This is a genomic window from Pseudonocardia nematodicida, assembly GCF_040105385.1.
GTDB lineage: Bacteria > Actinomycetota > Actinomycetes > Mycobacteriales > Pseudonocardiaceae > Pseudonocardia > Pseudonocardia nematodicida.
Genome location: NZ_JBEDNQ010000006.1, coordinates 38,961 through 64,284, shown reverse-complemented (window position 1 = coordinate 64,284; position 25,324 = coordinate 38,961). Strand labels below are relative to the sequence as shown.

The 25,324-nt window shown below is 74.1% G+C and carries 28 protein-coding genes, 1 pseudogene and 1 riboswitch; of the genes and pseudogenes, 14 read left to right on the top strand and 15 right to left on the bottom strand.

Annotated features, from left to right (window positions below):
• Nucleotides 1-2: 2 nt before the first annotated feature.
• Nucleotides 3-908 carry a HalD/BesD family halogenase gene (locus tag WIS52_RS15600; RefSeq protein WP_349298975.1) on the bottom strand — a complete coding sequence of 302 codons (906 nt, stop codon included), beginning with the start codon at nucleotides 906-908 and terminating at the stop codon, nucleotides 3-5.
• Nucleotides 909-1,085: 177 nt separating this feature from the next.
• On the opposite strand from WIS52_RS15600, the gene tatA reads away from it, so the two are divergent.
• The gene (gene tatA, locus WIS52_RS15595) at nucleotides 1,086-1,289 is read left to right on the top strand and encodes a Sec-independent protein translocase subunit TatA (protein ID WP_349298974.1); all 204 of its coding nucleotides are present in this window, start codon (nucleotides 1,086-1,088) and stop codon (nucleotides 1,287-1,289) included.
• Complete coding sequence (locus tag WIS52_RS15590; RefSeq protein ID WP_349298973.1) at nucleotides 1,286-2,026, top strand: SDR family oxidoreductase; 741 nt, start codon at nucleotides 1,286-1,288, stop codon at nucleotides 2,024-2,026. Before tatA ends, WIS52_RS15590 begins: the two co-directional genes overlap by 4 nt.
• Before the next feature lie 52 nt (nucleotides 2,027-2,078).
• On the opposite strand, the gene WIS52_RS15585 is transcribed toward WIS52_RS15590, so the two are convergent.
• Complete coding sequence (locus tag WIS52_RS15585; protein WP_349298972.1) at nucleotides 2,079-2,315, bottom strand: hypothetical protein; 237 nt, start codon at nucleotides 2,313-2,315, stop codon at nucleotides 2,079-2,081.
• 400 nt (nucleotides 2,316-2,715) lie between these two features.
• On the opposite strand from WIS52_RS15585, the gene ectA reads away from it, so the two are divergent.
• From ectA to thpD, 4 genes are all read left to right on the top strand, one after another.
• Nucleotides 2,716-3,333 (top strand): diaminobutyrate acetyltransferase, encoded by a 618-nt coding sequence (gene ectA / locus WIS52_RS15580; RefSeq protein WP_349298971.1) that lies wholly within the window; start codon nucleotides 2,716-2,718, stop codon nucleotides 3,331-3,333.
• Nucleotides 3,330-4,583 (top strand): diaminobutyrate--2-oxoglutarate transaminase, encoded by a 1,254-nt coding sequence (gene ectB, locus WIS52_RS15575; protein WP_349298970.1) that lies wholly within the window; start codon nucleotides 3,330-3,332, stop codon nucleotides 4,581-4,583. The genes ectA and ectB overlap by 4 nt, the downstream gene beginning before the upstream one ends.
• Nucleotides 4,584-4,590: 7 nt before the next feature.
• Entirely contained in the window at nucleotides 4,591-4,986 is a 396-nt protein-coding gene (locus WIS52_RS15570; RefSeq protein ID WP_349298969.1) for an ectoine synthase, read from the top strand.
• 134 nt (nucleotides 4,987-5,120) lie between these two features.
• Nucleotides 5,121-6,047 carry an ectoine hydroxylase gene (thpD, locus tag WIS52_RS15565; protein ID WP_349298968.1) on the top strand — a complete coding sequence of 309 codons (927 nt, stop codon included), beginning with the start codon at nucleotides 5,121-5,123 and terminating at the stop codon, nucleotides 6,045-6,047.
• Here thpD and WIS52_RS15560 read toward each other — a convergent pair.
• Nucleotides 6,031-6,822 (bottom strand): SGNH/GDSL hydrolase family protein, encoded by a 792-nt coding sequence (locus WIS52_RS15560; protein ID WP_349298967.1) that lies wholly within the window; start codon nucleotides 6,820-6,822, stop codon nucleotides 6,031-6,033. The two genes, thpD and WIS52_RS15560, sit on opposite strands and share 17 nt — an antisense overlap.
• 164 nt (nucleotides 6,823-6,986) lie before the next feature.
• Here WIS52_RS15560 and WIS52_RS15555 point away from each other — a divergent pair, with 164 nt between their 5' ends.
• Both WIS52_RS15555 and WIS52_RS15550 read left to right on the top strand, forming a co-directional pair.
• Complete coding sequence (locus tag WIS52_RS15555; protein ID WP_349298966.1) at nucleotides 6,987-7,655, top strand: DUF3159 domain-containing protein; 669 nt, start codon at nucleotides 6,987-6,989, stop codon at nucleotides 7,653-7,655.
• 160 nt (nucleotides 7,656-7,815) lie between these two features.
• The gene (locus WIS52_RS15550) at nucleotides 7,816-9,180 is read left to right on the top strand and encodes a hypothetical protein (protein ID WP_349298965.1); all 1,365 of its coding nucleotides are present in this window, start codon (nucleotides 7,816-7,818) and stop codon (nucleotides 9,178-9,180) included.
• 93 nt (nucleotides 9,181-9,273) lie between these two features.
• Here WIS52_RS15550 and thiE read toward each other — a convergent pair whose 3' ends face one another.
• The gene (gene thiE / locus WIS52_RS15545; RefSeq protein ID WP_349298964.1) at nucleotides 9,274-9,975 is read right to left on the bottom strand and encodes a thiamine phosphate synthase; all 702 of its coding nucleotides are present in this window, start codon (nucleotides 9,973-9,975) and stop codon (nucleotides 9,274-9,276) included.
• Between the two features lie 35 nt (nucleotides 9,976-10,010).
• Nucleotides 10,011-10,123: riboswitch (TPP riboswitch) on the top strand.
• Between thiE and thiO the strand changes: the two genes are divergently transcribed.
• The 3 genes from thiO to thiG all read left to right on the top strand — a co-directional run bounded on the left by thiO (nucleotide 10,122) and on the right by thiG (nucleotide 12,345).
• A complete protein-coding gene (gene thiO / locus WIS52_RS15540) occupies nucleotides 10,122-11,351 on the top strand; it encodes a glycine oxidase ThiO (protein ID WP_349298963.1) in 1,230 nt (409 codons plus the stop codon). (Overlaps the previous riboswitch by 2 nt.)
• Nucleotides 11,348-11,569: a sulfur carrier protein ThiS gene (gene thiS, locus WIS52_RS15535; protein WP_349298962.1), complete on the top strand. Its 222-nt coding sequence runs from the start codon at nucleotides 11,348-11,350 to the stop codon at nucleotides 11,567-11,569. Before thiO ends, thiS begins: the two co-directional genes overlap by 4 nt.
• A gap of 2 nt (nucleotides 11,570-11,571) precedes the next feature.
• Nucleotides 11,572-12,345 carry a thiazole synthase gene (thiG, locus tag WIS52_RS15530; protein WP_379612175.1) on the top strand — a complete coding sequence of 258 codons (774 nt, stop codon included), beginning with the start codon at nucleotides 11,572-11,574 and terminating at the stop codon, nucleotides 12,343-12,345.
• Nucleotides 12,346-12,376: 31 nt separating this feature from the next.
• On the opposite strand, the gene WIS52_RS15525 is transcribed toward thiG, so the two are convergent.
• Nucleotides 12,377-12,976, bottom strand: coding sequence for a hypothetical protein (locus WIS52_RS15525; protein WP_349298960.1), 600 nt, complete (start codon nucleotides 12,974-12,976; stop codon nucleotides 12,377-12,379).
• A gap of 66 nt (nucleotides 12,977-13,042) precedes the next feature.
• Here WIS52_RS15525 and WIS52_RS15520 point away from each other — a divergent pair, with 66 nt between their 5' ends.
• On the top strand, nucleotides 13,043-13,864 hold the full coding sequence (locus tag WIS52_RS15520) for a class I SAM-dependent methyltransferase (protein ID WP_349298959.1): 822 nt from the start codon (nucleotides 13,043-13,045) through the stop codon (nucleotides 13,862-13,864).
• Nucleotides 13,865-13,899: 35 nt separating this feature from the next.
• Here WIS52_RS15520 and WIS52_RS15515 read toward each other — a convergent pair whose 3' ends face one another.
• The 6 genes from WIS52_RS15515 to WIS52_RS15490 form a co-directional block, all read right to left on the bottom strand.
• Nucleotides 13,900-14,598 carry a MadR family response regulator transcription factor gene (locus WIS52_RS15515; RefSeq protein WP_349298958.1) on the bottom strand — a complete coding sequence of 233 codons (699 nt, stop codon included), beginning with the start codon at nucleotides 14,596-14,598 and terminating at the stop codon, nucleotides 13,900-13,902.
• Nucleotides 14,598-15,995, bottom strand: a complete 1,398-nt coding sequence (locus tag WIS52_RS15510; protein WP_349298957.1) for a MadS family sensor histidine kinase — start codon at nucleotides 15,993-15,995, stop codon at nucleotides 14,598-14,600. Before WIS52_RS15510 ends, WIS52_RS15515 begins: the two co-directional genes overlap by 1 nt.
• A gap of 25 nt (nucleotides 15,996-16,020) precedes the next feature.
• The gene (locus WIS52_RS15505) at nucleotides 16,021-17,280 is read right to left on the bottom strand and encodes an iron-containing alcohol dehydrogenase (RefSeq protein WP_349298956.1); all 1,260 of its coding nucleotides are present in this window, start codon (nucleotides 17,278-17,280) and stop codon (nucleotides 16,021-16,023) included.
• Nucleotides 17,281-17,448: 168 nt separating this feature from the next.
• Nucleotides 17,449-18,564: an XdhC/CoxI family protein gene (locus tag WIS52_RS15500; protein WP_349298955.1), complete on the bottom strand. Its 1,116-nt coding sequence runs from the start codon at nucleotides 18,562-18,564 to the stop codon at nucleotides 17,449-17,451.
• Nucleotides 18,557-19,699: a vWA domain-containing protein gene (locus WIS52_RS15495; RefSeq protein ID WP_349298954.1), complete on the bottom strand. Its 1,143-nt coding sequence runs from the start codon at nucleotides 19,697-19,699 to the stop codon at nucleotides 18,557-18,559. The genes WIS52_RS15500 and WIS52_RS15495 overlap by 8 nt, the downstream gene beginning before the upstream one ends.
• A gap of 11 nt (nucleotides 19,700-19,710) precedes the next feature.
• Nucleotides 19,711-20,610, bottom strand: coding sequence for an AAA family ATPase (locus WIS52_RS15490; RefSeq protein ID WP_349298953.1), 900 nt, complete (start codon nucleotides 20,608-20,610; stop codon nucleotides 19,711-19,713).
• A gap of 517 nt (nucleotides 20,611-21,127) precedes the next feature.
• Between WIS52_RS15490 and WIS52_RS15485 the strand changes: the two genes are divergently transcribed.
• Nucleotides 21,128-21,691, top strand: a complete 564-nt coding sequence (locus WIS52_RS15485; protein WP_349298952.1) for a LysM peptidoglycan-binding domain-containing protein — start codon at nucleotides 21,128-21,130, stop codon at nucleotides 21,689-21,691.
• Nucleotides 21,692-21,917: 226 nt separating this feature from the next.
• Here WIS52_RS15485 and WIS52_RS15480 read toward each other — a convergent pair.
• Both WIS52_RS15480 and moaC read right to left on the bottom strand, forming a co-directional pair.
• Nucleotides 21,918-22,816: pseudogene (locus WIS52_RS15480) on the bottom strand (molybdenum cofactor biosynthesis protein MoaE).
• A gap of 29 nt (nucleotides 22,817-22,845) precedes the next feature.
• Nucleotides 22,846-23,340, bottom strand: coding sequence for a cyclic pyranopterin monophosphate synthase MoaC (moaC, locus tag WIS52_RS15475; RefSeq protein ID WP_349298951.1), 495 nt, complete (start codon nucleotides 23,338-23,340; stop codon nucleotides 22,846-22,848).
• Nucleotides 23,341-23,824: 484 nt separating this feature from the next.
• Between moaC and WIS52_RS15470 the strand changes: the two genes are divergently transcribed.
• Nucleotides 23,825-24,418 (top strand): LysM peptidoglycan-binding domain-containing protein, encoded by a 594-nt coding sequence (locus WIS52_RS15470; protein WP_349298950.1) that lies wholly within the window; start codon nucleotides 23,825-23,827, stop codon nucleotides 24,416-24,418.
• 45 nt (nucleotides 24,419-24,463) lie between these two features.
• Here WIS52_RS15470 and WIS52_RS15465 read toward each other — a convergent pair whose 3' ends face one another.
• Entirely contained in the window at nucleotides 24,464-25,066 is a 603-nt protein-coding gene (locus tag WIS52_RS15465) for a nucleotidyltransferase family protein (protein ID WP_349298949.1), read from the bottom strand.
• Nucleotide 25,067: 1 nt separating this feature from the next.
• Nucleotides 25,068-25,250, bottom strand: coding sequence for a hypothetical protein (locus WIS52_RS15460; protein WP_349298948.1), 183 nt, complete (start codon nucleotides 25,248-25,250; stop codon nucleotides 25,068-25,070).
• Nucleotides 25,251-25,324: the final 74 nt, after the last annotated feature.

Genomic DNA, 25,324 nt, shown 5'->3' with positions numbered 1-25,324 from the left:
GGTCAGTCCATCAGCCCGTCGACCCGCACCGCGCGCGACCCGCCGTGCGCGGGCAGCACCCGTCCGAACAGCTGCCGGGTCCGCTCGGCGCTGCCGATCACCCCGGCCCGGGCGCTGTAGGAGAAGATCGCGGTGTGCCGGGCCGTGTTGCCGCGCACCGTCGTGACCCGGTGCAGCGAGTAGCGGCCGCGGAACAGCTGCAGGTCCCCGGCGCGCAGCCGCAGGCGCCGGACCCGGTGCGGCGCGCGGCCGGCGAGGGCGTCCGCGACGTCGGCGGTGTTCTCCGCCTCGGCGGAGCGGATGTCCGGGCAGAACTCGAACTCCCCACCGGCCTCGGGGGCCCGGGTGAGCAGGCTGATCGCGACCTCGTTCGTGTCGAAGTGCCAGGGATGGGCCCGGCCGGGGTCGACGACGTTCAGGCACAGCCCCGCCAGCGGGTCGGCCAGCTCGTGCAGCTCGGCCGCGCCGGTGCACGCGGCCAGGAACGCGCGGAACCCCGGATCGGGATAGAGCCGGTGGACCAGGTGCGCGGCCGGGATCCGGTCCCGGGCGACGAAGGCGTTCCCCCGCTGCAGCGGGACCCGGGCCGGGTGGTCGGCCGGCAGACCGGGGTCGGGGGCGGTGTTGTAGACGTTCACCGTGCAGGTCTCCCGGTGCGCGTCGGCGGCGACGGTCTCGCCCTCGGCACGGAGCCGGTCCCGCCGGGACGGGCGCACGAAGCCCGGCAGCACCGCGCAGCCGTCGGCGGCCAGCGCGCTCCGGGCGGTGCGGACGGCCGCGGTCCAGGCCGTCGAACCGGGCTCGTGTACCGGGTAACGGTCGAGATCGACGGGGTCGAGTGGGTCCCCGGCGGCGGCCGGAGCGGACCTGCCGGACGGGACGGGCGTGCCGGACGGGCCGAGCGTCACGGTGGGCTCCTTCGCGCCGGGCGGCGTCGTCGCCGCCGGATCGATCCCGGTGATACAACCCCGGGCCGTGACGGGCTGTCCATGTCTGGTGACCGGAAGGTGAGCCGGGAACGGCCGGCCGGGCAGAACCGTTGCCCCGGTGTATCCCGCCGTGGTACCCGTCCCGAGGAGGCGGCGATGGGCGAGTTCGCGCTCTCCCACTGGGTCATCGTCCTGATCGTGCTGATCCTGCTGTTCGGCGCGAGCCGGCTGCCGGACGTCGCCCGCTCGGTCGGCCGGTCCGCCCGGATCCTGCGCAGCGAGCTGCGCGCACACGACAATGACCACCAGGACCCGCCGGACCGCTCCGGCGACGATCCGGACCAGAGAAGGGGCCCATGAGCGTCCTCGTCACCGGTGCCAGCCGCGGGGTCGGCGCCGCCACCGCCCGCCTGCTCGCCTCCCGCGGGCACGACGTCGTGGTCGGCCACCGCGATTCCGCCGACGACGCGGCGATCGTGGTCGCGGACTGCGAGAAGGAGGGGGTGCGCGCCCGCGCGGTCGCCGCCGACGTGACCCGCGGCGACGACGTCCGCCGGCTGTTCGACGAGGCCGCGTCGCTGTCCGGCCCGCTGACCGGCGTGGTGTGCAACGCCGGTGGCGCGCCGTCGCTGCAACGGCTGGAGGACATGACCGACGAGCGCATCGACGACGTCCTCGCGCTCAACCTGCGTTCGGCGCTGCTCTGCTCGCGCGAGACGGTGCGCCGGCTCGCGCACCGGCACGGCGGCGCCGGCGGGGTGCTGGTGCACGTCTCCTCGGTGGCCGCCCGGCTCGGCTCACCCGGCGAGTGGAACGACTACGCCGCCGCGAAGGCCGGCGTCGACACGCTGGTCGTCGGCCTCGCCAAGGAGGTCGCCGACGACGGGATCCGGGTCGCCGGGGTCCGGCCCGGGCTGCTCGACACCGAGTTCCACGCGCGGGCGGGGGAGCCGGGCCGCGCGGAGCGGATCGCGCCGATGATCCCGATGCGGCGGCCGGGCCGGGCGGACGAGGTGGCGGCGGCCATCGCCTGGCTGCTGTCCGACGAGGCGAGCTACGTGACCGGTGCGGTGCTGGACGTGGCCGGTGGACGCTGACCGGCGCGGCCGCGGTGACGCCGTCCGGGTCGGGCCGGCGGGCGCGGGTGGGTCAGACCGAGTACCGGGTCTGGGTCGGCCACAGCCACCGTCGGGTGGCCCGCCGCTGGGGCCGGCTGGAGTCGCTGCACAGCACGCAGGTGTCGCCTGGCGGGGCCGCCAGCGACGCAGGGAGCACGATGTGTCCGCAGACCGCGGTGCACTGACCGGTGTCCGAGGCCAGCGAGTCGGCCAGCACGGCGTGCGCGACCGCGTGGCTGCGCCCGTCCCGCGCGCAGGTCACCGTCACGCTGGGCTCCGGAGCACCCCCGTGCGACGTCGACAGGGGGGCCTGGCGAGTACTGACGGGCGGTACCGGCACGACATCTCCTCCGGGGGGTTTCGGCGGAAGGTCCATGGTCGCCAAAGATCAATGCAGATGCAAGTGCATCCGCACGAACGGCCGAACCGTGCACGCGGGATGTCGCGCAGCGTGGCGGAGGACACGGTGACGTCGGTCTGCCGCCATCCGGGCGACCCCCCGCACGACCCCGTCGTGGGCCCGGAAATGGCCCCGCGTGCTGGGGAGACACCGGACCCGCCGAGCGCATTCGGCGTAGTGGGGGCCGTCACTCCGGACCCGATCCGAGGGGTTGTCGCGAGCCGTCCGCGGCTGCGATCGCGCGGGCGGCCCGTTAATCTCGTGAAACATGATCGCACCCGAGCAGGCCGGACCTCGGGCGTCCGCACCGTCGGCCGGAGCCTCCTTCGGCGACGCGCGTGCCGACGCCGACGGCGCCCACACCTACGCGATCGCCGTACCCGTCCCGGCGGACGGCGTGGACATGTGGCGGCTCGCCGTCGAGTCGGGAACGCTCGACGCGAACTCCCGCTACGCCTACGTCCTGTGGGCCCGTGACTTCCCGTCGACGTCGGTGATCGCGCGCCGGGACGACGGCCGTGCGGTCGGTTTCGTCACCGGCTACCTGCGCCCGGACTCGCGGAACACGCTGCTGATCTGGCAGGTGTGCGTCGACCCGGTCGCCCGCGGCGCGGGACTGGCCGGCCGGATGCTGGACGCGGTGTGGGACCGGGCCGCCCGGACCTGGGGCGCGGCCGACATGGAGACCACCATCACGCCGGACAACGAGTCGTCGATCCGGCTGTTCACGTCCTTCGCGAAGCGACACGACACGACCATCGAGCGCGAGGACCTCTTCGGTCCCGACCTGCTCGGTGACGACCACGAGCCGGAGCACCTGTACCGCATCGGCCCGATCGCTCCGTCGGACGGAGCACAGAATATTGAGGGTGAGAAGAGCGCATGACCGTTTTCGAGGATCTCGAGTCCCAGGTCCGTAGCTACTGCCGCAACTGGCCGGTCGTCTTCGACACGGCGAAGGGCAGTCGCCTGACCGACGTCGACGGGAACTCCTACCTCGACTTCTTCGGCGGCGCCGGTGCGCTCAACTACGGGCACAACCCCGACGTGCTCAAGAAGCCGCTGATCGACTACCTGACGCGCGACGGCATCACCCACGGCCTGGACATGTACACCACGGCCAAGGGTGACTTCCTCAACACGTTCCAGGACAAGATCCTCGCTCCGCGCGGCCTGAACTACAAGGTCCAGTTTCCCGGCCCGACCGGTGCGAACGCGGTCGAGTCGGCGCTGAAGCTGGCGCGCAAGATCAGCGGCAAGGAAGCGCTGATCAACTTCACCAACGCGTTCCACGGGATGACGCTGGGCGCGCTCTCGGTGACCGGCAACTCGATGAAGCGCGGCGGCGCGGGCATCCCGCTGGTGCACTCGACGCCGATGCCGTTCGACAACTACTTCGACGGCACGATGCCCGACTTCCTGTGGTTCGAGAAGGTCCTGGACGACACCGGCTCCAGCCTCAACGAGCCGGCCGCGGTCATCGTCGAGACCGTGCAGGGCGAGGGCGGGCTCAACCCGGCCCGTATCGAGTGGCTGCGCGGCCTGCGGGAGCTGTGCACCCGCAAGGGCATCCTGATGATCGTCGACGACGTCCAGATGGGCTGCGGCCGGACCGGTCCGTTCTTCTCCTTCGAGATCGCCGGCATCGAGCCGGACATGGTCACGATCTCCAAGTCGATCTCCGGCTACGGACTGCCGATGGCGCTCGTGCTGATCAAGCCCGAGTACGACCAGTGGGGCCCCGGCGAGCACAATGGGACCTTCCGCGGCAACAACCCGGCCTTCGTGACCGCCGCCGAGACGATCCGGCACTGGTGGAGCGACGACGCCTTCGAGAAAGACACCCTGCGCAAGGGCGAGAAGATCGCCGAGGGGCTCGAGAGGATCGTCGGCGAGCACCCGGACGCCGGGATGTTCGTCAAGGGACGCGGCATGGCCCGGGGCATCCAGTTCGCGGAGGAGGGCCTCGCGGAGAAGGCCGCCGCCAAGGCCTTCGAGCACCGCCTGCTGCTGGAGACCGCCGGTCCGAAGGACGAGGTCCTGAAGCTGCTGGCCCCGCTCACCACCACCGATGACGAGATCGACGAAGGTCTTGCGATCATCGCCGAGTCCGTCCGAACCGTCACCGGAGGCTGAGAACCACATGATCGTCCGCACCATCGAGGAGATCACCGGAACCGAGCGCGACGTCGAAGCCGAGAACAAGCAGTGGCGCAGCAAGCGCATCGTGCTCGGCAACGACAAGGTCGGCTTCTCGGTGCACGAGACCACGCTGCAGCCCGGAACGATCAACGACTTCTGGTACGCGAACCACATCGAGGCCGTCTTCATCACCGAGGGTGAGGGCGAGATCTACGACAAGGACAACGACGTCACGTACCAGCTCAAGCCGGGCTCGATCTACGTGCTGAACGGGAACGAGCGCCACCAGCTGCGGCCGAAGACGCTGATGAAGACCGTCTGCGTCTTCAACCCGCCGGTCACCGGCCGTGAGGTGCACGACGAGAACGGCGTGTACCCGCTCATCACGGAGGACTGAGCCCGGCGAGGGCCGTTGTTCCAGCTCACTCCACGAGGGGCGTTTCCGCTGTATGACAGCGGGAACGCCCCTTGTGGTCTAGATACAGGCCGAACCCGTGGAGAGGAACCGCAACACCGCTAGGAGGAGCGCCCGTGACCGCTGTGACCGGGAGCACCGATCTCGACCAGCTCAGGCCCACCGGCGACCGCTACCCGACCCGCGTGTCGGGCACGCCCGCGTTCATCGATCGCGCCGAGCCCACCGTGTGGGCGGACCGTGCGAGCGCCGGGATGTTCGGGGCCCAGGAGCTCGACGCCCACGCCCGCGACGGCTTCGTGCAGGTCCCGGACCTGCTCACCGCCGACGAGGTGGCCGGCTACCGGCGCGAGCTGGACCGTCTGGCGACCGACCCGGCCGTGCGCGCCGACGAGCGCTGCGTGGTCGAGAAGTCGTCCGACGAGGTCCGCTCGATCTTCGAGGTGCACCTCATCTCCGAGCTCATCGGCCGCCTCGTCCACGACGAACGGGTGCTGTCCCGGGCGCGCCAGATCCTCGGCTCGGACGTCTACGTCCACCAGAGCCGGATCAACTACAAGCCCGGCTTCGGCGGCGGTGGCTTCTACTGGCACTCCGACTTCGAGACCTGGCACGCCGAGGACGGCATGCCCGGCCCGCGGGCCGTGAGCTGCTCGATCTCGCTGACCGACAACCACGAGTACAACGGCTGCCTGATGATCATGCCGGGCTCGCACCGGACGTTCGTGTCCTGCGTCGGCGAGACCCCGGCGGACAACCACCTGTCCTCGCTCACGGAGCAGGAGATCGGGACGCCGGACCCGGAGTCGATCTCGAAGCTGTCCGACCGGCACGGCATCGCGATGATGACCGGCGCGGCCGGCGGGGCGACGTTCTTCGACTCCAACTGCATGCACGGGTCCGGGAACAACATCACCCCGTACCCGCGGTCGAACATCTTCCTGGTGTTCAACAGCGTCGAGAACGCCTGCCTGGCGCCGTACTCCGCCCCGGCCCCACGGCCCGAGCACATCGGCGCCCGCGACTTCAGCCCGGTGCGGTAGGCGCTGACGCGCCCGTGAGTACTTTTCGGGGTCGGAGCCCCGGAAAGTACTCACGGGCGCGAAGCCGCCTGAGGACGAACGGCATCACGTGGTCGCGCACCCAGCGCAGGTCCTCGACCTGCCGGTCCCGCCACGTCGGCAGCCGGGCGGGGACGTCCGCGGGCTCGGGCCACGGCGCCCGCCAGTCGGCCTCGGCCGGCTCCCCGAGCGCCTCCAGCACCCGCCAGGCCACCCGCTCGTGCGCGTGCGGGACCAGGTGGAGCCGGTCCCGGCCCCAGGCCCGCGGGTCGGCCAGCGCGTCCATGGCCCACAGGTCGACCACCCGGCAGCCGTGCCGTTCGGCGGAGGCCCGCATGTCCTCGTTGTAGCAGGCGATACGGCCGCGCAGCCGTCGGATGAGGGGGTGCATCCGGCGCAGGTCGAAGCCGGTGAGGATCAGCACCTCGGCGCCGGTCGCGACCAGCCGGCCGAGCGCGGCGTCGAAGCGTGCGGCGAGCTCGTCGACGTCGCAGGACCAGCCGATGATGTCGTTGCCGCCCGCGCAGAAGGTGATCAGATCGGGCCGCAGGGACTCGGCGACCGGGAGCTGCTCGTCGACGATCTCGTCGAGGACCTTCCCGCGCACCGCGAGGTTGGCGTAGGCGAAGCCCGGGTACCGGGCGGCGAGGGACTCGGCGACGCGGTCGGCCCAGCCGCGCGGCAGGCCGTCGGGATGGAAGTCGTCGAGACCCTCGGTGAAACTGTCGCCGATCGCGACATAGCTCCTGTGGTGCATCCGCACCGCCCCCCTCCGACGACGCTCGCGCGCTCCCCGATCCGTTGTCCCTCTTTCACTTTCACCGCAACTGTGGCCGGCGTTACAGCCATGATCTCCCTGCGCACGGGGGTGCGCCACCGGCGTCGTCGACTCGGGTGGCCGGGATAGGGCACCCTTACCGGGTGACCCCTGATCCCGCTCCACGTGCCACGCACCGCGAGGACCCCGGGCTGTCCGAGCTCCTCGGCGGGCGGGCGGGGGCGGTCGACGCGTCGGTGCCGGTGGTGGCCTTCGTCGCCGGCTGGTTCGTCGCGGGCTGGGCGGGCTCGGCGTACCCGATCAACTGGGGCGCGGGGGCCGCGATCGTGGCCGGGGCGGGGGTCGCCGTCTGGCGGCTGGCGTCCGGCCGCAAGCCGCGCGCGGTGCTGTTCGGGCTCGCGGGTGTGGTGCTGGCGGCGGGCGTCGCGCTGGCCACCGGGCGGGCGTCGGACTTCTTCCTGGTGCAGATCGTGTCGAACGCCGGCAGCGCGCTGGTGTGGGCGATCTCGATCGTGGTCCGGTGGCCGCTGCTCGGGGTGATCGTCGGAGGGGTGCTGGGGCAGCGGACCCGCTGGCGGCGCGACCCGGACCTGCTGCGCGGGTACCAGCGGGCGTCGTGGGCGTGGGTCGCGCAGTACGTCGTGCGACTCGCGGTCTTCCTGCCGTTGTGGGCGGCCGACCAGGTGGTGCTGCTGGGGCTCGCCCGCACCGTGCTGAGCCCGGCGCTGGTGGCCCTGAGCGTGCTCGTGTCGTGGCCGTTGCTGCGTACGGCCCTGCCCGACGATCACCCGGGAATCCGGCACCCCCGCTGACGGGATCGCGGCGTCGGGGACGGTAGAATCGTGATCTTAATGTGATCATTCCTGCCGCTTGTGAAGGTCACCACATCGAGTGATCGACTGGTGCGTTCCGCGGCGCCGGGACGTTCACATCTGTGGACCCGCCGCACCCACGATCTCTGTGCAAGGAGCCATGTCCCACCAGCGCCCCCCGGAGCCCGGTCCCGGTGACGCCACTCCCGGCGCCCCGAACCGCCCGCGTCACGCCCCACCCCTCACCCACGGCCGGCCCGTCGCGGCCCCGGATGCGCCGCACGTGCCGCGGCAGCGGCGGGACGTGCCGAACCGGCCCCCGGGCGCCGCGGCGCCACCGCCCCGGCCCGGGACCCCGCCGACCACGGCGATGCCCGGTGGGCCGCGCAACACCCGGGTCGTCCCCGGCCCGGGAGGACCGGGCGCGACGCCCCCGGGTGGCGTGCCGCCGCGAACCCGGGCCATGCCGCCCGGAGCTCCGACGGACCTGGCTCGTGCGCCGGGACCGGGCGGCCCGAACGGCCCGGTCGGCGGTGGCCCGACCGGCCCCGGTGGTGGTGGCAGTGGTGGCGGCGACGACAGTGGTCGCGGTGGCGGTGAGACGACCTCGCTGAAGGCCGAGCTGAGCCCGACGAAGATGGCCGCCGGTGCCGGGGCGGCGATCGTCACGGCGATCCTCGGATCGTTCCTCGGCGCGGTCGGGACGGTGGTCGGCGCCGCGCTCGGGTCGATCATCTCGACCCTGGCGACCACGCTGTTCACCCGCTCGATCGAGCACGGCAGGGACAAGGCCGTCGAGCTCAAGGACAAGGCCGTCGCGCTGAAGGACCACGGTCCCGGTGCATGTCCCGGCCGGGCCGGTGCCGGAGGTGCCGGGACGACCCGCGTGGTCGGGACCGGCCGGCCGATCGCCGGTCCGACCGGTGAGGAGACCGTCCTGCTCGACGCCTCGCACCTGCCCGGTGCGCCGTCGCCGTCCGCCAGGTCGCGGCTGGGCGGGCTGCGGCGGGTGCGGGTGACCCGCCGGACGGTGATCGTGTCCGCGGTGCTCGGCGTGATGACCTTCGTGGTGTCGATGTTCCTGGTCACCGGGGCCGAGGCCCTCAAGGGCTCGCCGTTCGGCAACTCGTCCGGCAGCGGTACCTCCGTGGGCAACGTCTGGGGCGGCGCCCCGGCCGAGGAGCAGAGCGACGAGGGCACCGGCGCCGACTCCGGCGACCAGACCTCCGCCGAGACCACCACCGACGAGTCCGGGACGTCGACCGATCCCACCGGCGAGTCCGGCCGGCAGGACGGGACCGGCTCCGGTGACGGGCAGCAGGACTCGACCGGCGAGGCGACCCCGACCCGCGAGCCCGGGTCGGGACAGACCGACCAGGGCACCGGTGGCCAGGGCGGCAGCGGCAACCAGGGCGGCCAGGGCTCGGGCAACCAGGGTTCCGGCAATCAGGGCTCGGGCGGCCTCGGCGGTCTGGGCGGTGTCCTGCCCGGCGGCCAGAGCGGCGGCCAGGGCTCCGGCGGCTGACCGGACACGCCCGTCACCCCGCGGGCGCTGCGGCACCCCGGGACGGTGCGCGGCGCCCCACCGACCGGGCGCCACGCGGCGCGGCGGGGTGTCTCAGGCCGGGAGGCGGGAGCGGAGGCGGGCCGCGGCGTCGCGCGGGTCGCCGGCCTCGGTGATCGCGCGGACGACGACGATCCGGTCCGCGCCGGCGTCGAGCACCTCGCCGAGGCGCTGCTCGTCGATGCCGCCGATCGCGAACCACGGCCGCGGCACCGTCCCGGAGGCCCCGGCGGCGTCGCGGTCCCGCCCGGCGACCGTCCGCACCAGGTCGAGCCCGGGCGCGGGCCGTCCCGGCTTGGTCGGTGTCGGCCAGGTGGGACCCACGCAGAAGTAGTCCACGCCGTCCTCGACGGCGGCGGTCAGCGTCTCGTCGGCACTGTGCGACGACCGTCCGAGGAGCACGTCGTCGCCCACGACGCGGCGGGCCCAGGACACCGGCAGGTCGTCCTGGCCGAGGTGCAGCACGTCGGCACCCGCGGCCAGCGCGACGTCGGCGCGGTCGTTCACGGCCAGTAGCGCGCCGTGCCGGGCGCAGGCGTCGGCCAGCACCTCCAGCGCGGCGAGCTCGGCCTTCGCCTCCAGCGGGCCGTCCGGGCCGCCCTTGTCCCGCAGCTGGACGATGTCCACCCCGCCCGCCAGTGCGGCGTCCACGAACTGTGCGAGGTCGCCCCGTTCGGTGCGGGCGTCGGTGCACAGGTAGAGGCGGGCGCGGGCGAGCCGGTCGAGGCGCCGGGCGCGGAGATCGGTGTCGGACACGGCCCGGAGGCTACGGCGTACCGTGGGGACGTACGACGATCGACCACGGGAGCCCGGCGAGCGGGCTGAGAGGGGACCTGAGCAGCGGTCCCGACCGTCGAACCTGATCCGGGTCATGCCGGCGCAGGGAGTGAGGTGCAACCACCATGACCGGACGGCTCGCCGTCGCCGGCGCCGGGGTGATCGGCCTGTCCGCGGCCCGGGAGGCGGCGCGCGCCGGGTGGCGCGTCACCGTGTTCGACCCGGCGCCCGCGACCGGCGCCTCCTGGGTCGCCGGTGGGATGCTCGCCCCGGTGACCGAGGCCTGGCCCGGCGAGGAGGACCTGCTCGCCCTCGGCCTGGACTCGGTCGCCCGGTGGCCCGGGTTCGCCCGCGCGCTCTCCGCGGACGCGGGGACCGACGCCGGCCTGCACGCCGCCGGCACCGTCGTCGTCGCGACCGGTACCGGGGACCGCGACGAGCTCGACGCGCTTGCCGGCTACCTGGAGTCGCTCGGCCGCCGCGTCGAGCGCCTGAACGGGCGCGGGATGCGCCGCCTCGAGCCGGCGCTCGGCCCGGACGTCCGCGGGGGCCTGTCGGTGCCCGGCGATCCCTCCGTCGACAACCGGCGCCTGCTCACCGCGCTGCGGACCGCCGGGGAACGCGCCGGGGTGGTCGTCGACGAGCGGGCGGTCGGATCCGTGCGGTCCGCCGACGACCGGGTCACCGGCGTGCGCCTGGCGGACGGGTCCGAGATCGACGCCGACGCCGTCCTGGTCGCGGCGGGCGCGCACTCCGCTGCCCTGCACCCGGTGCTCGACGGCCTGGTCCGGCCGGTGAAGGGCGAGATCCTGCGGCTGACCCGGCGGGCCGGGGCGCTGCCGCCGCCGTCGGTCACCGTGCGCGCACTGGTCGACGGACGACCGGTGTACGCGGTGCCTCGCGTGGTACCCGGCCACGGGGACCTGGTGATCGGTGCGACGACGGCCGAGAACGGGTTCGACACCGCCGTCACCGTCGGCGGTGTCCGGGACCTGCTCCGGGATGCCGAGCGGGTACTGCCCGGGATCGCGGAGTACGAGCTGACCGAGACGGCGGCCGGGTTGCGTCCGGGGAGCCGGGACAACATGCCGCTGATCGGGCGAGCCGGGCCGGAGGGACTGCTGGTCGCCACCGGCCACGGCCGGAACGGCATGCTGCTCGCGCCGGTCACGGTGGCCGCGGTGGGCGCGCTGCTGGCCGGGGAGGACGTGCCCGACGCCGCCCGCGCGGCCGATCCCGCCCGGTTCGGCCCTCGGGGCGAGGCCGGAAGGGCCCCGGACGCGACGGCCGGCGGTCGGCACGGGACCGCCGGTGCGGTGGCCGGCGCCGCGGCGCGGCCGGGAGGAACGCAGTGACCGAGAGGAGCGCGGTGATGCGGATCGAGCTGAACGGCGAGAGCCGGGAGATCGACGGTGAGCCCCTGCTCGCCCGGGTGCTGACCGAGGCCGGGCTGCCCGAGCGGGGGATCGCCGTCGCCGTCGACGGGGAGGTCGTACCGCGCGCGACCTGGCCGCAGCACCGGCTCGCCGACGGGGCGCGGGTCGAGGTCCTGACCGCCGTCCAGGGAGGATGACCATGAGCGAACGGGCCGACGCGCCGCTGACCATCGGCGAGGAGAAGTTCGACTCCCGCCTGATCATGGGGACCGGGGGTGCGGCGAACCTCGAGATCCTGGAGCGGGCGCTGTCCGCCTCGGGTACCGAGCTGACGACCGTCGCGCTGCGCCGGGTCGACGTCGCGGGTGGCACGGGGCTGCTCGACCTGCTGCGCCGCCTCGGGATCCGGGTGCTGCCGAACACCGCGGGCTGCCGGACGGCGGCCGAGGCGGTGCTCACCGCACGGATGGCGCGTGAGGCGTTGGAGACCGACCTGGTCAAGCTCGAGGTCGTCGCGGACGAGCGCACCCTGCTGCCGGATCCCGTGGAGCTGCTCGACGCCGCCGAGCAGCTCGTCGACGACGGGTTCACCGTCCTGCCCTACACCAACGACGACCCGGTCCTGGCCCGCCGCCTGGAGCAGGCCGGGTGCGCCGCGGTCATGCCGCTCGGGTCACCGATCGGCACCGGGCTGGGCATCCGCAACCCGCACAACATCGAGATGATCGTCGACGGGGCCGGCGTGCCGGTGGTGCTCGACGCCGGGATCGGCACCGCGTCCGAGGCCGCGCAGGCGATGGAGCTGGGGTGCGACGCCGTGCTGCTCGCCACCGCCGTCACCCGCGCCGCGGACCCGGAGCGGATGGCCCGGGCGATGCGCCGGGGCGTCGAGGCGGGCTGGGACGCGCGGCACGCCGGCCGCATCCCGCGCCGGTACTGGGCGCACGCGAGCTCCCCCGACCGGGAGGAGTAGATTGTCGCGGCCGCATGCACCCGCGCGGCGATCACCTGGTCGGTCGCAGACCCAGGTCGGACAGTTCGAGGGCGGCGAGGCGGCCGGTGACGACGGGGTCCCCCGACCGCCAGGCCGCGGCCGGGTCGGGCGCGACCCGGGTGAGCCGGTGCACCGGCACCCGGGCCAGCGCGCGCACCGCGAGCAGCTCCGGCGCACCGTGCCGGGCGGCGACGGCCGCACCGGCCCGGCGGGCGTAGCGCAGCCGCAGTGGGAGCCAGCCCAGCAGCACCGGCAGCAGGAGCAGCAGCGGGACGACGATCAGCGCGCCGGTCGCGAGCGTGCCCACGGTGTCACCGAACTCCCGGCCCGCCGTCGCGAGATCCTCGCCCGCGCCGGTCGCCGGGGCGAGTGCCCGGGCCAGGTCGTCGCCGAACAGCGGGATCCCGGACAGCGTGCCCGACACCCCGGTGAAGGTCTGCGACACCCGCCCGCCTGCCGCGACCAGTGACTCACCGGGCCCCTGCAGAGCCAGCAGACCGTCGCGCACCGCGATCCCCGCCAGTACGGCGAGGACGGTCCAGACCAGTGCGATCACGTCGGCGACGACCTGGCGGGCCAGCCGGGTGGGCAGTTCTGCGTACCAGCGCACCGGCCCTGTCTACCGGCGCGACAATCCGCTCGCCCGCCGGAGCTCCCGCGTGCTGGAGTGTCCCCCGTGGACCGATCCCTGCAGATCAACCGGGCCTCCTGGGACGACCGGGCGCCGCTGCACGCCGAGAGCCCCGACTACCGGGTGGCCGAGCTGCTCGCGGACCCGGCGGCGCTGTCCGATGTGGTCCGATTCGACCGGGACCGGCTCGGCGACGTGACCGGGTTGCGCGCCGTGCACCTGCAGTGCCACATCGGCACCGACACGCTGTCGCTGCACCGGCTGGGTGCCCGGGTCACCGGGCTGGACTTCTCCCCGGCGTCGCTCGACCAGGCGCGAGCGCTCGCGGGGCGGGCGGGGGCCCCGATCGACTTCGTCGAGTCGGACGTGCAGCACGCCCACGACGTGCTGCCCCGGCACGCGTTCGACCTGGTCTACACGGGGATCGGCGCGCTGTGCTGGCTGCCGGACATCCGGCGCTGGGCCGAGGTGGTCGCCGCGCTGCTGGCCCCGGGCGGGCGCCTGTTCGTCCGGGACGGGCACCCCCTGCTCAACGCCCTGGACGAGACCGACGAGCGGGCGCTGGTCCTGCGGTACCCGTACTTCGAGACACCCGAGCCGCTGGAGTTCGACGACGAGTCCAGCTACGCCACGATCGCCCGGCCGCTCACCGCCACCGTGACCCACGAGTGGAACCACGGTCTCGGCGAGATCGCCACGGCGCTGCTCGACCAGGGCCTGGCGATCACGGACCTGACCGAGCACACGTCCGTGCCGTGGCAGGCGCTGCCGGGCCGGATGGTCGAGGGCGACGACGGCGAATGGCGGCTGACCGACGGCCACCCGCTCCTGCCGCTGACCTTCACCCTCCAGGCCGTCGCCCCCTGAACCGACCGCGTCGCCCTCCGCGGGGACGTCGGCGGCTAGAGGAGGCCCAGCTTGGTGGCCGCGTAGACGGCTTCGGCCCGTCTCGAGACCATCAGCTTGCGCATCAGGTTCCCGACGTGGAACTTGACCGTCGTCTCGGAGATGAAGAGCTCCGCCCCGATCGCCCGGTTCGACAGCCCGCGGGCCAGCAGCCGTAGCACGTCGAGCTCGCGGTCGGTCAGCCGTTCCCGGTCCGGCATCCCGCCGGACAGCGAGCGGACCATGGCCGAGGCGCTGCGGGCGTCGAACGCGCTCTCCCCGCGGGAGACCGCGCGGATCGCCCGGACCAGCTCGGTGGTGTCGACGTCCTTGACGACGTAGCCGCGCGCCCCGGCCTGCACCGACTCGACGACGAGCCGGTCCTCGGCGAACGTCGTCAGCACCAGCACCCCGATGCCGGGGTGGTCGGCGCACAGCTTGCGGCAGACCTCGAGGCCGTCGGTCTGCGGTCCGGAGGCCAGCTTGAGGTCCAGCAGGACGACGTGCGGGCGCCCGGCGTCGACGGCGGCGATCGCCTCGGTCGCACTGCCCGCCTCGCCGACGACCCGCAGGTCGTCCTCTCGCTCGAGGACGGCGCGCAGGCCCTGCCGCATGATCGAGTGGTCGTCGACCAGGACGATCCGGATCGGGCGGACGTCGGACCACTCGGGCCGGGGCGTGGTGCCGCCGCCGGCCGGAGCGGTGCGTGTGGTCATCACGAAGGCTCCTCCCCGGGCGTCCCGAGCGGGACGTCCACCTGCACCTGCAGACCACCGATCCGGGACCGCCGGAACCGCAGGGTCCCGCCCATCTCGCGGGCCCGGGCGTCCATGTTGACCAGCCCGCGGTGCTCGCCGGAGGGGCCGCGGACCGCGGCCGCGCGCATCGTGCGGCGGATCTGCTCGGGGGAGGCGCCGCCGTCGTCGGAGACCGAGAGCCGGACCCGCCCGCCGGTGTAGGCGAGCCGGACCACCGCCCGGGACGCCGACGCGTGCATCGCGGTGTTGAACAGCGCCTCCCCGGCGATGCGGAACAGCGACTGCTCGTGCTCGTGCCCCAGCGGCACCGGAGTGCCGCCGATGGTGACCTCGACCCGCAGCTCGTCGGGCATGTGCACGGTGGAGAGCTGGCGCAGCATCGAGGGCAGGTCCTTGCCGCCGTGGTCGTCGTCGTTCAGCGCGTAGATCGCCGACCGGAGCTGCTCCACCGCGCGCCGGGTCAGGTCCTTCGCGGTGTCCAGGTGCTCGAGCAGACGGGGATCGGCCACCTCGCTGCGGCAGAGCTCGATGTGCATCCCCGCGGACAGCGCGTACTGGGTGACGCTGTCGTGCAGCTCGCGGGCGATCCGGTGCCGCTCGTTGTCGAGCACCTCGCGCTGGCGGGCGGCGCCGAGGGCCTGCTGGGCGCGGGTCAGCTCGTCGTTGCGGCTGCGCAGGTCCTCGGCCTGGGCCGCGGTGCGGGCGTGCAACCGCTCGGCCCGGTCCAGCAGGGCGCAGTTCTGCAGTGCCGACGCCGTCTGCCCGGCCAGGATCCGCAGCACCGAGTGGTCGGTGTCGTCGATCTCGCGGTCCGGTGGGGTCCAGGCGACGAACCCGCCGACGGTGCGCCCGTTGAGCCGGATCGGCACGTGCAGGTGCCGGCGTTGCGTCTCGGGATCGTGGGTCTCGGGGTCGTGGGAGGAGTCGCCGCCGGTCCCGGCCTGGAGCAGCTCCACGTGCCGTCGCACCCGGTCCGGGACCAGGTGCAGGTCGGACCACTCCACCCCGTCCGGGCCGAGGACGACGTGCCGTGGAGCGGCGTCGGGCAGCTCGCCCTCGACCAGGCCGAAGATCAGCCAGTCGGCGGAGAGATGGTCGGCCGCGGCGTCGGCGACCGCGCGGACCAGCGCCTCGGAGCCCTCCATGGTCCGCACCAGCGCGGCGGAGATCCGGTCCAGCGCGAGGATCACGCGGGTGAGCCGCTCGAGCCCGACGCGGTACTCCGGGTAGAACGACGGTTTGCCCGACCGCAGCCCGGTGAGCGCGTCGAGGTCGGGCCGCGCGCGGAACCCCGCCTGCGGCCCGGCCGCGGGGCTCGGCGTACGGCGGCGGGGGAAGCGGGCCGCAGCCGTCATGGTGCAGGCCTCCCCGGGAGGCGCCTCACAGCGCCTCCCGGAACAGGTCCGCGATCTCGGCGACGGTCGCGGTGCGCGGGTTGGTGGTGAGGCAGGCGTCGCCGAGGGTGAGCCGGGACAGCCGGGGCACGTCGGACTCCCGGACGCCGATCGCGCCCAGCCCGGTCGGCACGCCGACCTCGTCGGCGAGCTTGCGCACCTCGGTGGCGACCATGTCGACGGCCTCGTCGCCGGGCATCCCGGGCCGGGCGGGCAGTCCCATGGCCTGCGCGATCGGCACGAAGCGGGTGGGGTCGCCGGCGCCGTTGAACCGGATGACGTGCGGGAGCAGGATGCCGTTGATCAGCCCGTGCGGCAGGTCCAGCATGCCGCCGACCTGGTGGCTCATCGCGTGCGTGGCGCCGAGGATCGCGTTGGTGAAGGCCAGGCCGGCCTCCAGCGCCGCCTGGGCCATCGCGGTGCGCGGGCCGTCGTCGTGGCGCCGGATCATCGTCGTCGGCAGGTTCGCGCGCACCAGCGCGACGGCGTGCAACGCGTGCGTGTCGGTCAGCGGCCCGTGCGCGAGCGACACGTACGCCTCGATGCCGTGGGTCAGCGCGTCCAGCCCGGTGGCGGCGTTGAGCCAGTCCGGCATGCTGACCAGCAGCCGCGGGTCGACGACCGAGACGTCCGGGACCAGCGCCCGCCCCATGATCGTGATCTTGGTCAGGCGCGCGGTGTCGGTGACGATGCAGAACTGCGAGACGTCGGCCCCGGTGCCCGACGTCGAGGGCACCATCACCAGCGGCGGGATGGGGTGGGCGATCCGGTCGATCCCCTCGTAGTCCCCGATCACCCCGCCGTTCGACGCCAGCAGCGCGACACCCTTCGCGGCGTCGATCACCGAGCCGCCGCCGATCCCGATCACGACGTCGCAGCCGGAGCTCTCGTACCGCTCGAACCCGGCCTGGATCTCGTGGTCCTTCGGGTTCGGGGTGATCTCGTTCCACAGCTGCGGGCGCAGTCCGGCGGCCCGCAGGTGCCGCAGGAGCTCGGCCGGCCAGCCGGCCTCGGTCACGCCGGGGTCGGTGACGACGAACGGGCGACGCGCGCCGAGGCGCACCGCGGCGTGCGCGGTCTCGGGCAGCGAGTCCGGACCGAACACGATCTCGGGCGCGTGGAACTTGGAGAGGCGGGGCCTGCCGTCGTGCGCGGGCCGCTGCGCCGCGGCGGGGCCGCCCGGGTCGGCGTCGAGCACGACCGTGCCGTCCCGCGGTGCCGCGCCGGGTGAACCGGTGAGGACCACGCTGCCCTCCTCCCGCTCCGAGGTGGTGGTAATCCGCACGGATCGGCGTGCGGCTCGGTCACGAGCCTGTGGCCCACGGTACAGGGACCGGGCCGCTTCCCGGCCACCTCGAACCGGCGACGCGGGGCGGAACCGCTGGTCGGTGCGCCGGACGGCCTGTCCGAAAAGTCAGGAGCTGTGGATCGGGCCCTCGCGCTCGGCCAGCGGGGTGCCCTGGCCGCCCCAGTGCTGGGCGATCATCTCGGCGGCGATCGACACCGCCGTCTCCTCCGGCGTGCGGGCGCCCAGATCGAGGCCGATCGGCGACGACATCTTCGCGATCTCGGCATCGGTGACGCCCTGCTCGCGCAGCCGCGCGATGCGGTCGTCGTGGGTGCGCCGCGACCCCATCGCGCCGATGTAGCCGACCTCCGGCAGGCGCAGCGCCACCTCGAGCAGCGGGACGTCGAACTTGGGGTCGTGGGTGAGCACGCACAGCGCGGTCCGCTGGTCGATCCGACCCGCGTCGGCCTCGGCCTGCAGGTAGCGGTGCGGCCACTCGACGACGACCTCGTTCGCGCCCGGGAACCGGCTGGCGGTGGCGAAGACCGGGCGGGCGTCGCACACCGTCACCCGGAAGCCGAGGAAGCCGCCGATCCGGGCCACCGCGGCGGCGAAGTCGATCGCCCCGAACACGATCATGCGGGGCGGCGGGGCGAACGACTCGACGAAGACCTGCAGGCCCTCGCCACGGCGCTCGCCGTTCACCCCGTAGGTCAGGGTGGCGTTGCGGCCGGAGTCGAGCAGGCCCCGGACGTCGTCCCGGACGGCGTCGTCGATCCGGTCCGACCCGGTGCCGCCCTCGGTCCGGTCCGGCCACACGACCAGCCGCTGTCCCAGCCGCTCGACCGGCCCGGCGACGACGGTGGCGACGGCGACCGGGTCCTCGTCGCGGACCGCCTCGGCGATCCGGCCGAGCTGGGCGTAGGTCTCCGGGGTCACCTTCTCGACGAAGACGTCGAGGATGCCGCCGCAGGTGAGCCCGACCGCGAACGCGTCGTCGTCGGACACGCCGTAGCGCTGCAGCACCGGCCGCTCGTCGGCCAGCACCTCCTGCCCGAGCTCGTAGACCGCACCCTCGACGCAGCCGCCGGACACCGACCCGACGGCCTCGCCGCCCGGACCCACCAGCATCGAGGCCCCGGGCTGGCGGGGCGCGGAGCGGAAGGTGCCGACCACCGTCGCCAGTGCCGCCGGCTCGCCGTTCTTCCACCAGCCCTCGAGCTGGTCGATCACGTCACGCATTCCTCAGCCCCTCGAGAAGTCTCTCCAGCGTGGCCAGGCTGTGCCCGGCCAACAACTCGTCCAAGTGCGGTAGTGCCGCGACTATTCCCCCCTGGACGGGCGCGTACCCGTCCTTCCCCGCGTGCGGGTTCACCCAGATGAGCCGGTGCGCGAGCCGGGACAGCTGCGCGGTCTGCTCGCCGAGCAGGTCGGTCCCACCGCGTTCCCAGCCGTCGGAGAACACCACGACGACCGCACGGCGGGCCGCGCCGCGCCGGCCCCACCGGTCGACGAAGGCCTTCAGGACCTCACCGAGCCGCGTCCCGCCGGACCAGTCCGGGATCGCCTTCCCGGCGGCGCCCAGCGCGCGCTCCGGATCGCGCTGGCGCAGTTCGCGGGTGATCCGGGTCAGCCGCGTCCCGAGCGTGAACGCCTCCACCGAGCGGGGTGACCGCCGCACGAACGCGTGCGCGAAACGCAGCAGGGCGTCGGCGTAGGGCTCCATCGACCCGGACACGTCGATCAGCAGTACCACCTTGCGCGGCCGCCGCCCGGTGTCCCGGCGCCGGATCCGGACCAGCTCGCCCTGGTTGCGCAGGACGCCGCGCAGGGTGCGTTCGGGGTCGGCGTCGCCGCGCCGCGCCGGACGCCGGCGCCGGGACGGCCGGGTCGGCGGCTCCGGGGTCAGCAGCGCCATCACCCGGCGCAGGTGCTCGCGTTCGGCCGGGCTCAGCTCGGCCAGGTCGCGGTGGCGCAGCACCTCGGTGCCGGTGGCCGCGGCCTTGATCTCCGGGCCGTCGGACTCGTCGGACGCGCCGCTCTCCTCGCGCCCCGGGAGCAGCGCGGCGAGCCGCGGCGGGGCCGGCGGGCGCTCGTCGCGGTTCGTCGCGGGCCGTGTCCGGCCCGGCTCGAACCACGCCGGGAAGGCCAGGTCGTAACGCAGGACGTCGTCGGGGTCGGCACAGAGGGTGAGACGCCCGGCCCAGTACACCTGGTCCCGGTCGGTGACGTCGAGCGTGTCGAGGGCACGCAGGAACGCGGTGACGCGCTCCTGGCTCACCGGCAGGCCGGCCGCGCGCAGCACCTCGCTGAACCCCACGAGCCCGGTCAGCAGGGTGTCCGGGGCCTCGTCGGGCGTCGTTCCGCTCGTGGTCATCGGAGCCGGGGTCAGGACGCCAGCAGGGTGTCGAGCTGGGCGTGCACCCGGTCGGCGTCCTCCCGGTACTTCAGCACCGCGCCGAGGGTGCGGGCCGCGACCTCGGCGTCGAGGTGACGGGCGCCGACCAGCTGCAGCGCGCGGGCCCAGTCCAGGGTCTCGGCGACGCCCGGTGGCTTGATCAGGTCGGCGTGCCGCAGCTTCTGCACCGCCCGCGCGACGGCGGCCGCGAGCCGCTCGGGGACCTCCGGCAGCCTCGAGTGCAGGATCTCGATCTCCCGCTCGATCGACGGGTGCTCCAGCCAGAGGTAGAGGCAGCGGCGCTTGAGCGCGTCGTGCACCTCTCGGGTCCGGTTGGAGGTGAGGACGACGATCGGCGGCGTCTGCGCCCGCACCTCACCGACCTCGGGGATGGTGACCGCGTGCTCGGTGAGCACCTCGAGCAGGAAGGCCTCGAACTCGTCGTCCGCCCGGTCGATCTCGTCGATCAGCAGCACCGACGGCGACGTGCGCAGCGCGCGCAGGATCGGCCGGGCGAGCAGGAAGCGCTCGTCGTAGAGGGAGGCCTCGACGGCGTCGACGTCCAGCGTGCCGTCGCCGGCCCCGGCGGCGGCCTCGAGTGCGCGCAGGTGCAGCAGCTGGCGGGGGAAGTCCCAGTCGTAGAGCGCCTGGCCGGCGTCGATCCCGTCGTGGCACTGCAGCCGGATGAGCGGGGCGTCGAGCGCCTCGGCCAGCGCCTGCGCCAGCGCGGTCTTGCCGGTGCCGGGCTCGCCCTCGCAGAACAGCGGACGGTGCATCGCCATGGCCAGGTAGGTCGCGGTCGCCAGCCCCTCGTCGGGGAGGTAGCCGGTCGCGCGCAGTGCCGCGGCGAGCTCGTCCGGACCACCGGGAGCCGGTACGGAGTCGTTCACCCGTCCAGGATGCCGGACGGAGCGGACGGGCGCCCACAGCAGACGTCCGCCCATCCCTGTACAGACGGTCGACAGTGGCCTGTGGTTCGAGATGCTTCCGGACAGGAAAGGTTCATATCCGCGTGATTCGGGCGTGATGTGACGTCGCTGACCAGCGCGTTTGAGGTCACTTTGATAATTACGGGCATGTTACAGTGATTCCGCTCACCGAAGTGCCCTTTGACGGATTCGTTTCCTGCATTCACTGTTCTCCCTCGGTCGCGCCGCCGAGGAGCGACCGAACCGAACGAGCCACCATCCGGACCCGCCGCGCCGAACCACCCCCGTCCCGCGGCTGTCCGGTCCGTCGAAACACGAGAACGGGACGGGGACGAGAGATCACTTCCGCGGGCGTCGATCCGACGTCGCGCTCCCCGTCCCGATCGACGCATCCGCGACGAACGGTGGGCACACGTGTGCCCCGGGTGGCCCCTGCGCGGACGTGATCGCTCGGGCCGGCGCGGTGGGGAGCACAGCAATGTCTCAGGGATCCAAGGGCCGAAGTCTGCTGCGCGTCGCCGTGGCGGGCCTTCTCACGGTCGGCGCGTCCGCCGCGATGGTCGGCACCGCCAACGCCGCCCCCGACGAGGTCTGGGACCGCCTCGCCCAGTGCGAGAGCGGCGGCAACTGGTCGATCAACACCGGCAACGGGTACCACGGCGGCCTGCAGTTCTCGCCGTCCACCTGGCAGGCCTTCGGCGGCAGCGGCTCGGCGCACAACGCCAGCCGCGCCGAGCAGATCGCCGTCGCCGAGCGGGTCCTCGCCGGCCAGGGCTGGAACGCCTGGCCGAGCTGCTCCAAGAAGATGGGGCTGACCGGCCACGCGGCCGAGCCGGGCAAGCGGGTCACCGCCTCCGCCCCGGCCCCCGCTGCCGCCCCCCGCGCCGCCGCCCCGGCGGCCGGTGGCTACACCGTGAAGTCGGGCGACACACTGTCGAAGATCGCCTCGGCGCACGGCACCTCGGTCGGGCAGCTCGCGTCCCTCAACGGGATCGCGAACCCCGACGTGATCTCCGTGGGTCAGTCCCTGAAGCTGGGCTGACCCGGCTCCCCACTCGCTCCCGGACCGCCATCCGGGGCGTGGGACGGGCGCGAGGTGTCCCCAGCACCCGCCCCCGGCGGACGACGGCCCGGTCCCTCCACAGGGGACCGGGCCGTTCCGTGTGTGCGGGGCCGGACTGCCGGCCTGCCGGCGCCCGTGAGCGATCATCGCCCGGGTGCCGGCCCCGGACCGCGGACGGCCCGGTCCTGCCGGGCGTCCCGGTGCCTCAGGTCGAGTTGACCCACTCGTCGGTGCCGTCGGTGAACCGCTGGTGCTTCCACACCGGGAGCCGGCGCTTCACCTCGTCGACCAGCTCGGCGCAGGCGGTGAACGCCTCCCGGCGGTGTTCGGCGGCCACGGCGCAGACCAGCGCGACCTCGCCGATGTCGAGCGGGCCGACCCGGTGGCTGACCGCCAGCGCGCGCACCCCGGGCGAGGCCGCCGCGATCTCCGCGGCCACCTCCCCGACGATCCGGGCCGCGGTCGGGTGCGCGCTGTACTCCAGGCCGTGCACCGAGCGTCCGCCGTCGTGGTCGCGGACCACCCCGGCGAAGGTCACCACGGCGCCGGCGGCGGCGTGCTCGACGAGCCGGGCGTGCTCGTCGACGTCGAGCGGGTCCTCGCCGACCGCGGCGCGGACCACGTGGGCGGTCGCGGCGGATCCGGTCATCGGTGGTCGCCTCCGTGCAGTTGATCCACGGCGTGGTCGAGCACGCCCTCGAGCACGCCGAGGCCGTCGGACACGCCCCCGGTGGATCCGGGCAGGTTGACCACCAGGGTCCGGCCGGCCACCCCGGCCAGCCCGCGGGAGAGCACGGCGGCCGGCACCTTCTCCTCGCCGGCCCGGCGGATCGCGTCGGCGAGACCGGGCACCTCGTGGTCCAGCACCGCGCGGGTCACCTCGGGGGTGGCGTCGGTGGGGGAGATGCCGGTGCCGCCGGTGGTGATCACGACGTCGGCCCCGTCCGCGACGGCGGCCCGCAGCGCCTCGCCGACCGGCTCGCCGTCCCCGACGACGACCGGGTCGGGGGTCTCGTAGCCCCGCTCACGCAGCCAGCCGACGATCAACGGTCCGCCGCGGTCGGCGTAGACGCCGGCGGCCGCCCGGTTCGAGGCGGTGACCACCCGCGCGGTCCGGGTCCTCCCCGGCCCGGTCACGACCGGTCCTCCGGCCGCGTCCAGTGCCCGGTCTTCCCGCCGTCCTTGCGTTCGACCCGGACCGCGTCGAGCACGGCGGCCGGGTCGACCGCCTTGATCATGTCGTGCAGGGTGAGCCCGGCGACGGCCACCGCGGTCAGGGCCTCCATCTCCACGCCCGTCCGGTCGGTGGTGCGCACCTCCGCGCGGACCGCCACCCGTCCGGTGTCGCCGTCGACCTGCGGGTCGAGGTCGACGGTGACCCCGCTGATCGCGATCGGGTGGCAGAGCGGGACCAGGTCCGGGGTGCGCTTGGCACCCATGATCCCGGCGATCCGGGCGGTGGCGAGCGCGTCGCCCTTGGGTAGTCCGTCGGACTGCAGCAGCCGCACCACCTCGGCGGTGGTGTGCACGACGCCGGTCGCGACGGCGGCGCGGCGGCCGGGTCGCTTGTCCGACACGTCCACCATGCGGGCCGCTCCGGCCTCGTCGACGTGGCTGAGCTCGGTCACGCGGCCGAGCCTACGGTCCGCCGGGGCCGTGGCGCCGGACCGGTGGTCGCGGGCCGATCCGGTCGCCGCAAGTCACTCCCCGATCACAGAGAATGACTGTGATCTGTATCACGTTTGCGCAACCGAATCACGAGTTCCGCTATGCGTTTCATCTTCGTGATCGGGTGTCCGACCTGGGTGAATCCAGTTCTCGATCGTGATACGACGGCTGTGACCCGGGTTCGGCTCCCGCGCCACGCCGGGGCGTCACAACTTTCGTGTCGACCTGACGTGTCCTAGCTTCGGCGACGGCTCGACCGACTCCCCCTACGCGGACGGGCCCCGGGACCGCAGCGCTCCCTGTCCGGCGGTCACCGGCCCCCGAGGAACGACGTGGGACAGGGTCGACCGCACCACCGTCCGACGGCCAACTCCCCGGCCACCGGACGAGGCGCTCACTCCCCGGGCGCCGGAGTCGGCACGGCGCCACGCGGGAGACCCTGCCATGGCCCGATACCGCGGCAAGCACCGCAAGCCCTCGACCGCCGGACGGAAGCTCGCCCGGACCGCCGCCGCCGGCGCCGTCCTCGGCGCCCCGCTGCTGGCGGTCGCCCCCGCCCAGGCCGCCACCGACGCCACCTGGGACGCGCTGGCCCAGTGCGAGAGCGGCGGCGACTGGTCGATCAACACCGGCAACGGCTACCACGGCGGGCTGCAGTTCAGCCCGACCACCTGGACCGCGTTCGGCGGCGGCGAGTACGCGCCGACGGCATACCAGGCCAGCCGCGAGCAGCAGATCGCGGTCGCCGAGAACGTGCTGGCCGGGCAGGGCTGGAACGCCTGGCCGTCCTGCTCGAAGCAGGTCGGCGCGTCGGGCACGGCCACCCCGCGCACCGTGGACGCCGGGACGCAGGCGCCCGAGCGGGTCACCGCAAGCGCCCCCGCACCCTCGGCCGGGACCTACACGGTCGCGGCCGGGGACACCCTCGGCAGCATCGCCGCGGCACACGGCGTCGGTAACTGGAACGACCTGCTCGCCAAGAACCCGCACCTCGGCGGCGGTCAGATGATCTACCCGGGACAGGTCGTCACCGTGTAGCCCGGTGTGCCCCGGTCGCACGGCGGGACCGGGGCACACGGCGTCTCAGGTGGCGGCCAGCCGCCGCAGTTGGGCGGGGGTGTCCACGTCGTCCGGGACCGCGACGTCGCCGCACTCGACGAGCTCCAGGTCCGCCCGCCCGGCCAGGTAGTCACGGGCACCGGCGTCGCCGGCCGCGAGCCCGGCGACCCCCGACCAGTGGTCGCGGCCGAGCAGTACCGGGTGGCCCGGTACGCCGTCGTAGGCGGCCCGGCGCAGCGAGGCGTGGCCCGCCCCCTCGGTGACCCGGCGGATCGCCTCCGGGCCGACACCGGGCAGGTCCACCAGGTGCACCAGCGCGGCGCCGGTGCCGGCGAGGTGGGTCAGCGACCCCAGCCCGCGACGCAGCGACGCGCCCATGCCCTCGTCCCAGTCCTCGGCGACCACGACGCCGACGTCGCTGCCCTCGGTGCCCAGTCCCGCGCTGCGCAGCACGTCGGTGACGGCGTCGGCACGGGCGCCCAGCACGACCGTCACCGGTCCGCACCCGCCCGCCTGCAGCGCCTTGACCGCCCGTACCGCGAGCGGCTCGCCGTGCAGCCGGACCAGCGCCTTGGGAGTGCCCATCCGACGGCCGGCACCGCCGGCGAGCAGCAGGCCCGCGACCACGTCAGCGGTTGATCTCGGTGACGGGGTGCTCGTAGGGCACGCTGGCCTGGGGGAACTCGACGTCGCCGAACGGCGACATGTTCCCCTGGACGCTGCCGGTGAGCTCGGTGACCGGGTGCTCGCCGTCGACCCCCTGCGGCCAGGTCGGGTCGATCCGGTCGTCGTTCGCGGGCTTGGCGGCCATCGGCGTCCTCCTGTGTCGGTGACCGGCTGCGGGGTGGTCGGTGTCCGGGGACCGCACACTGCCGGTGTCGCCCC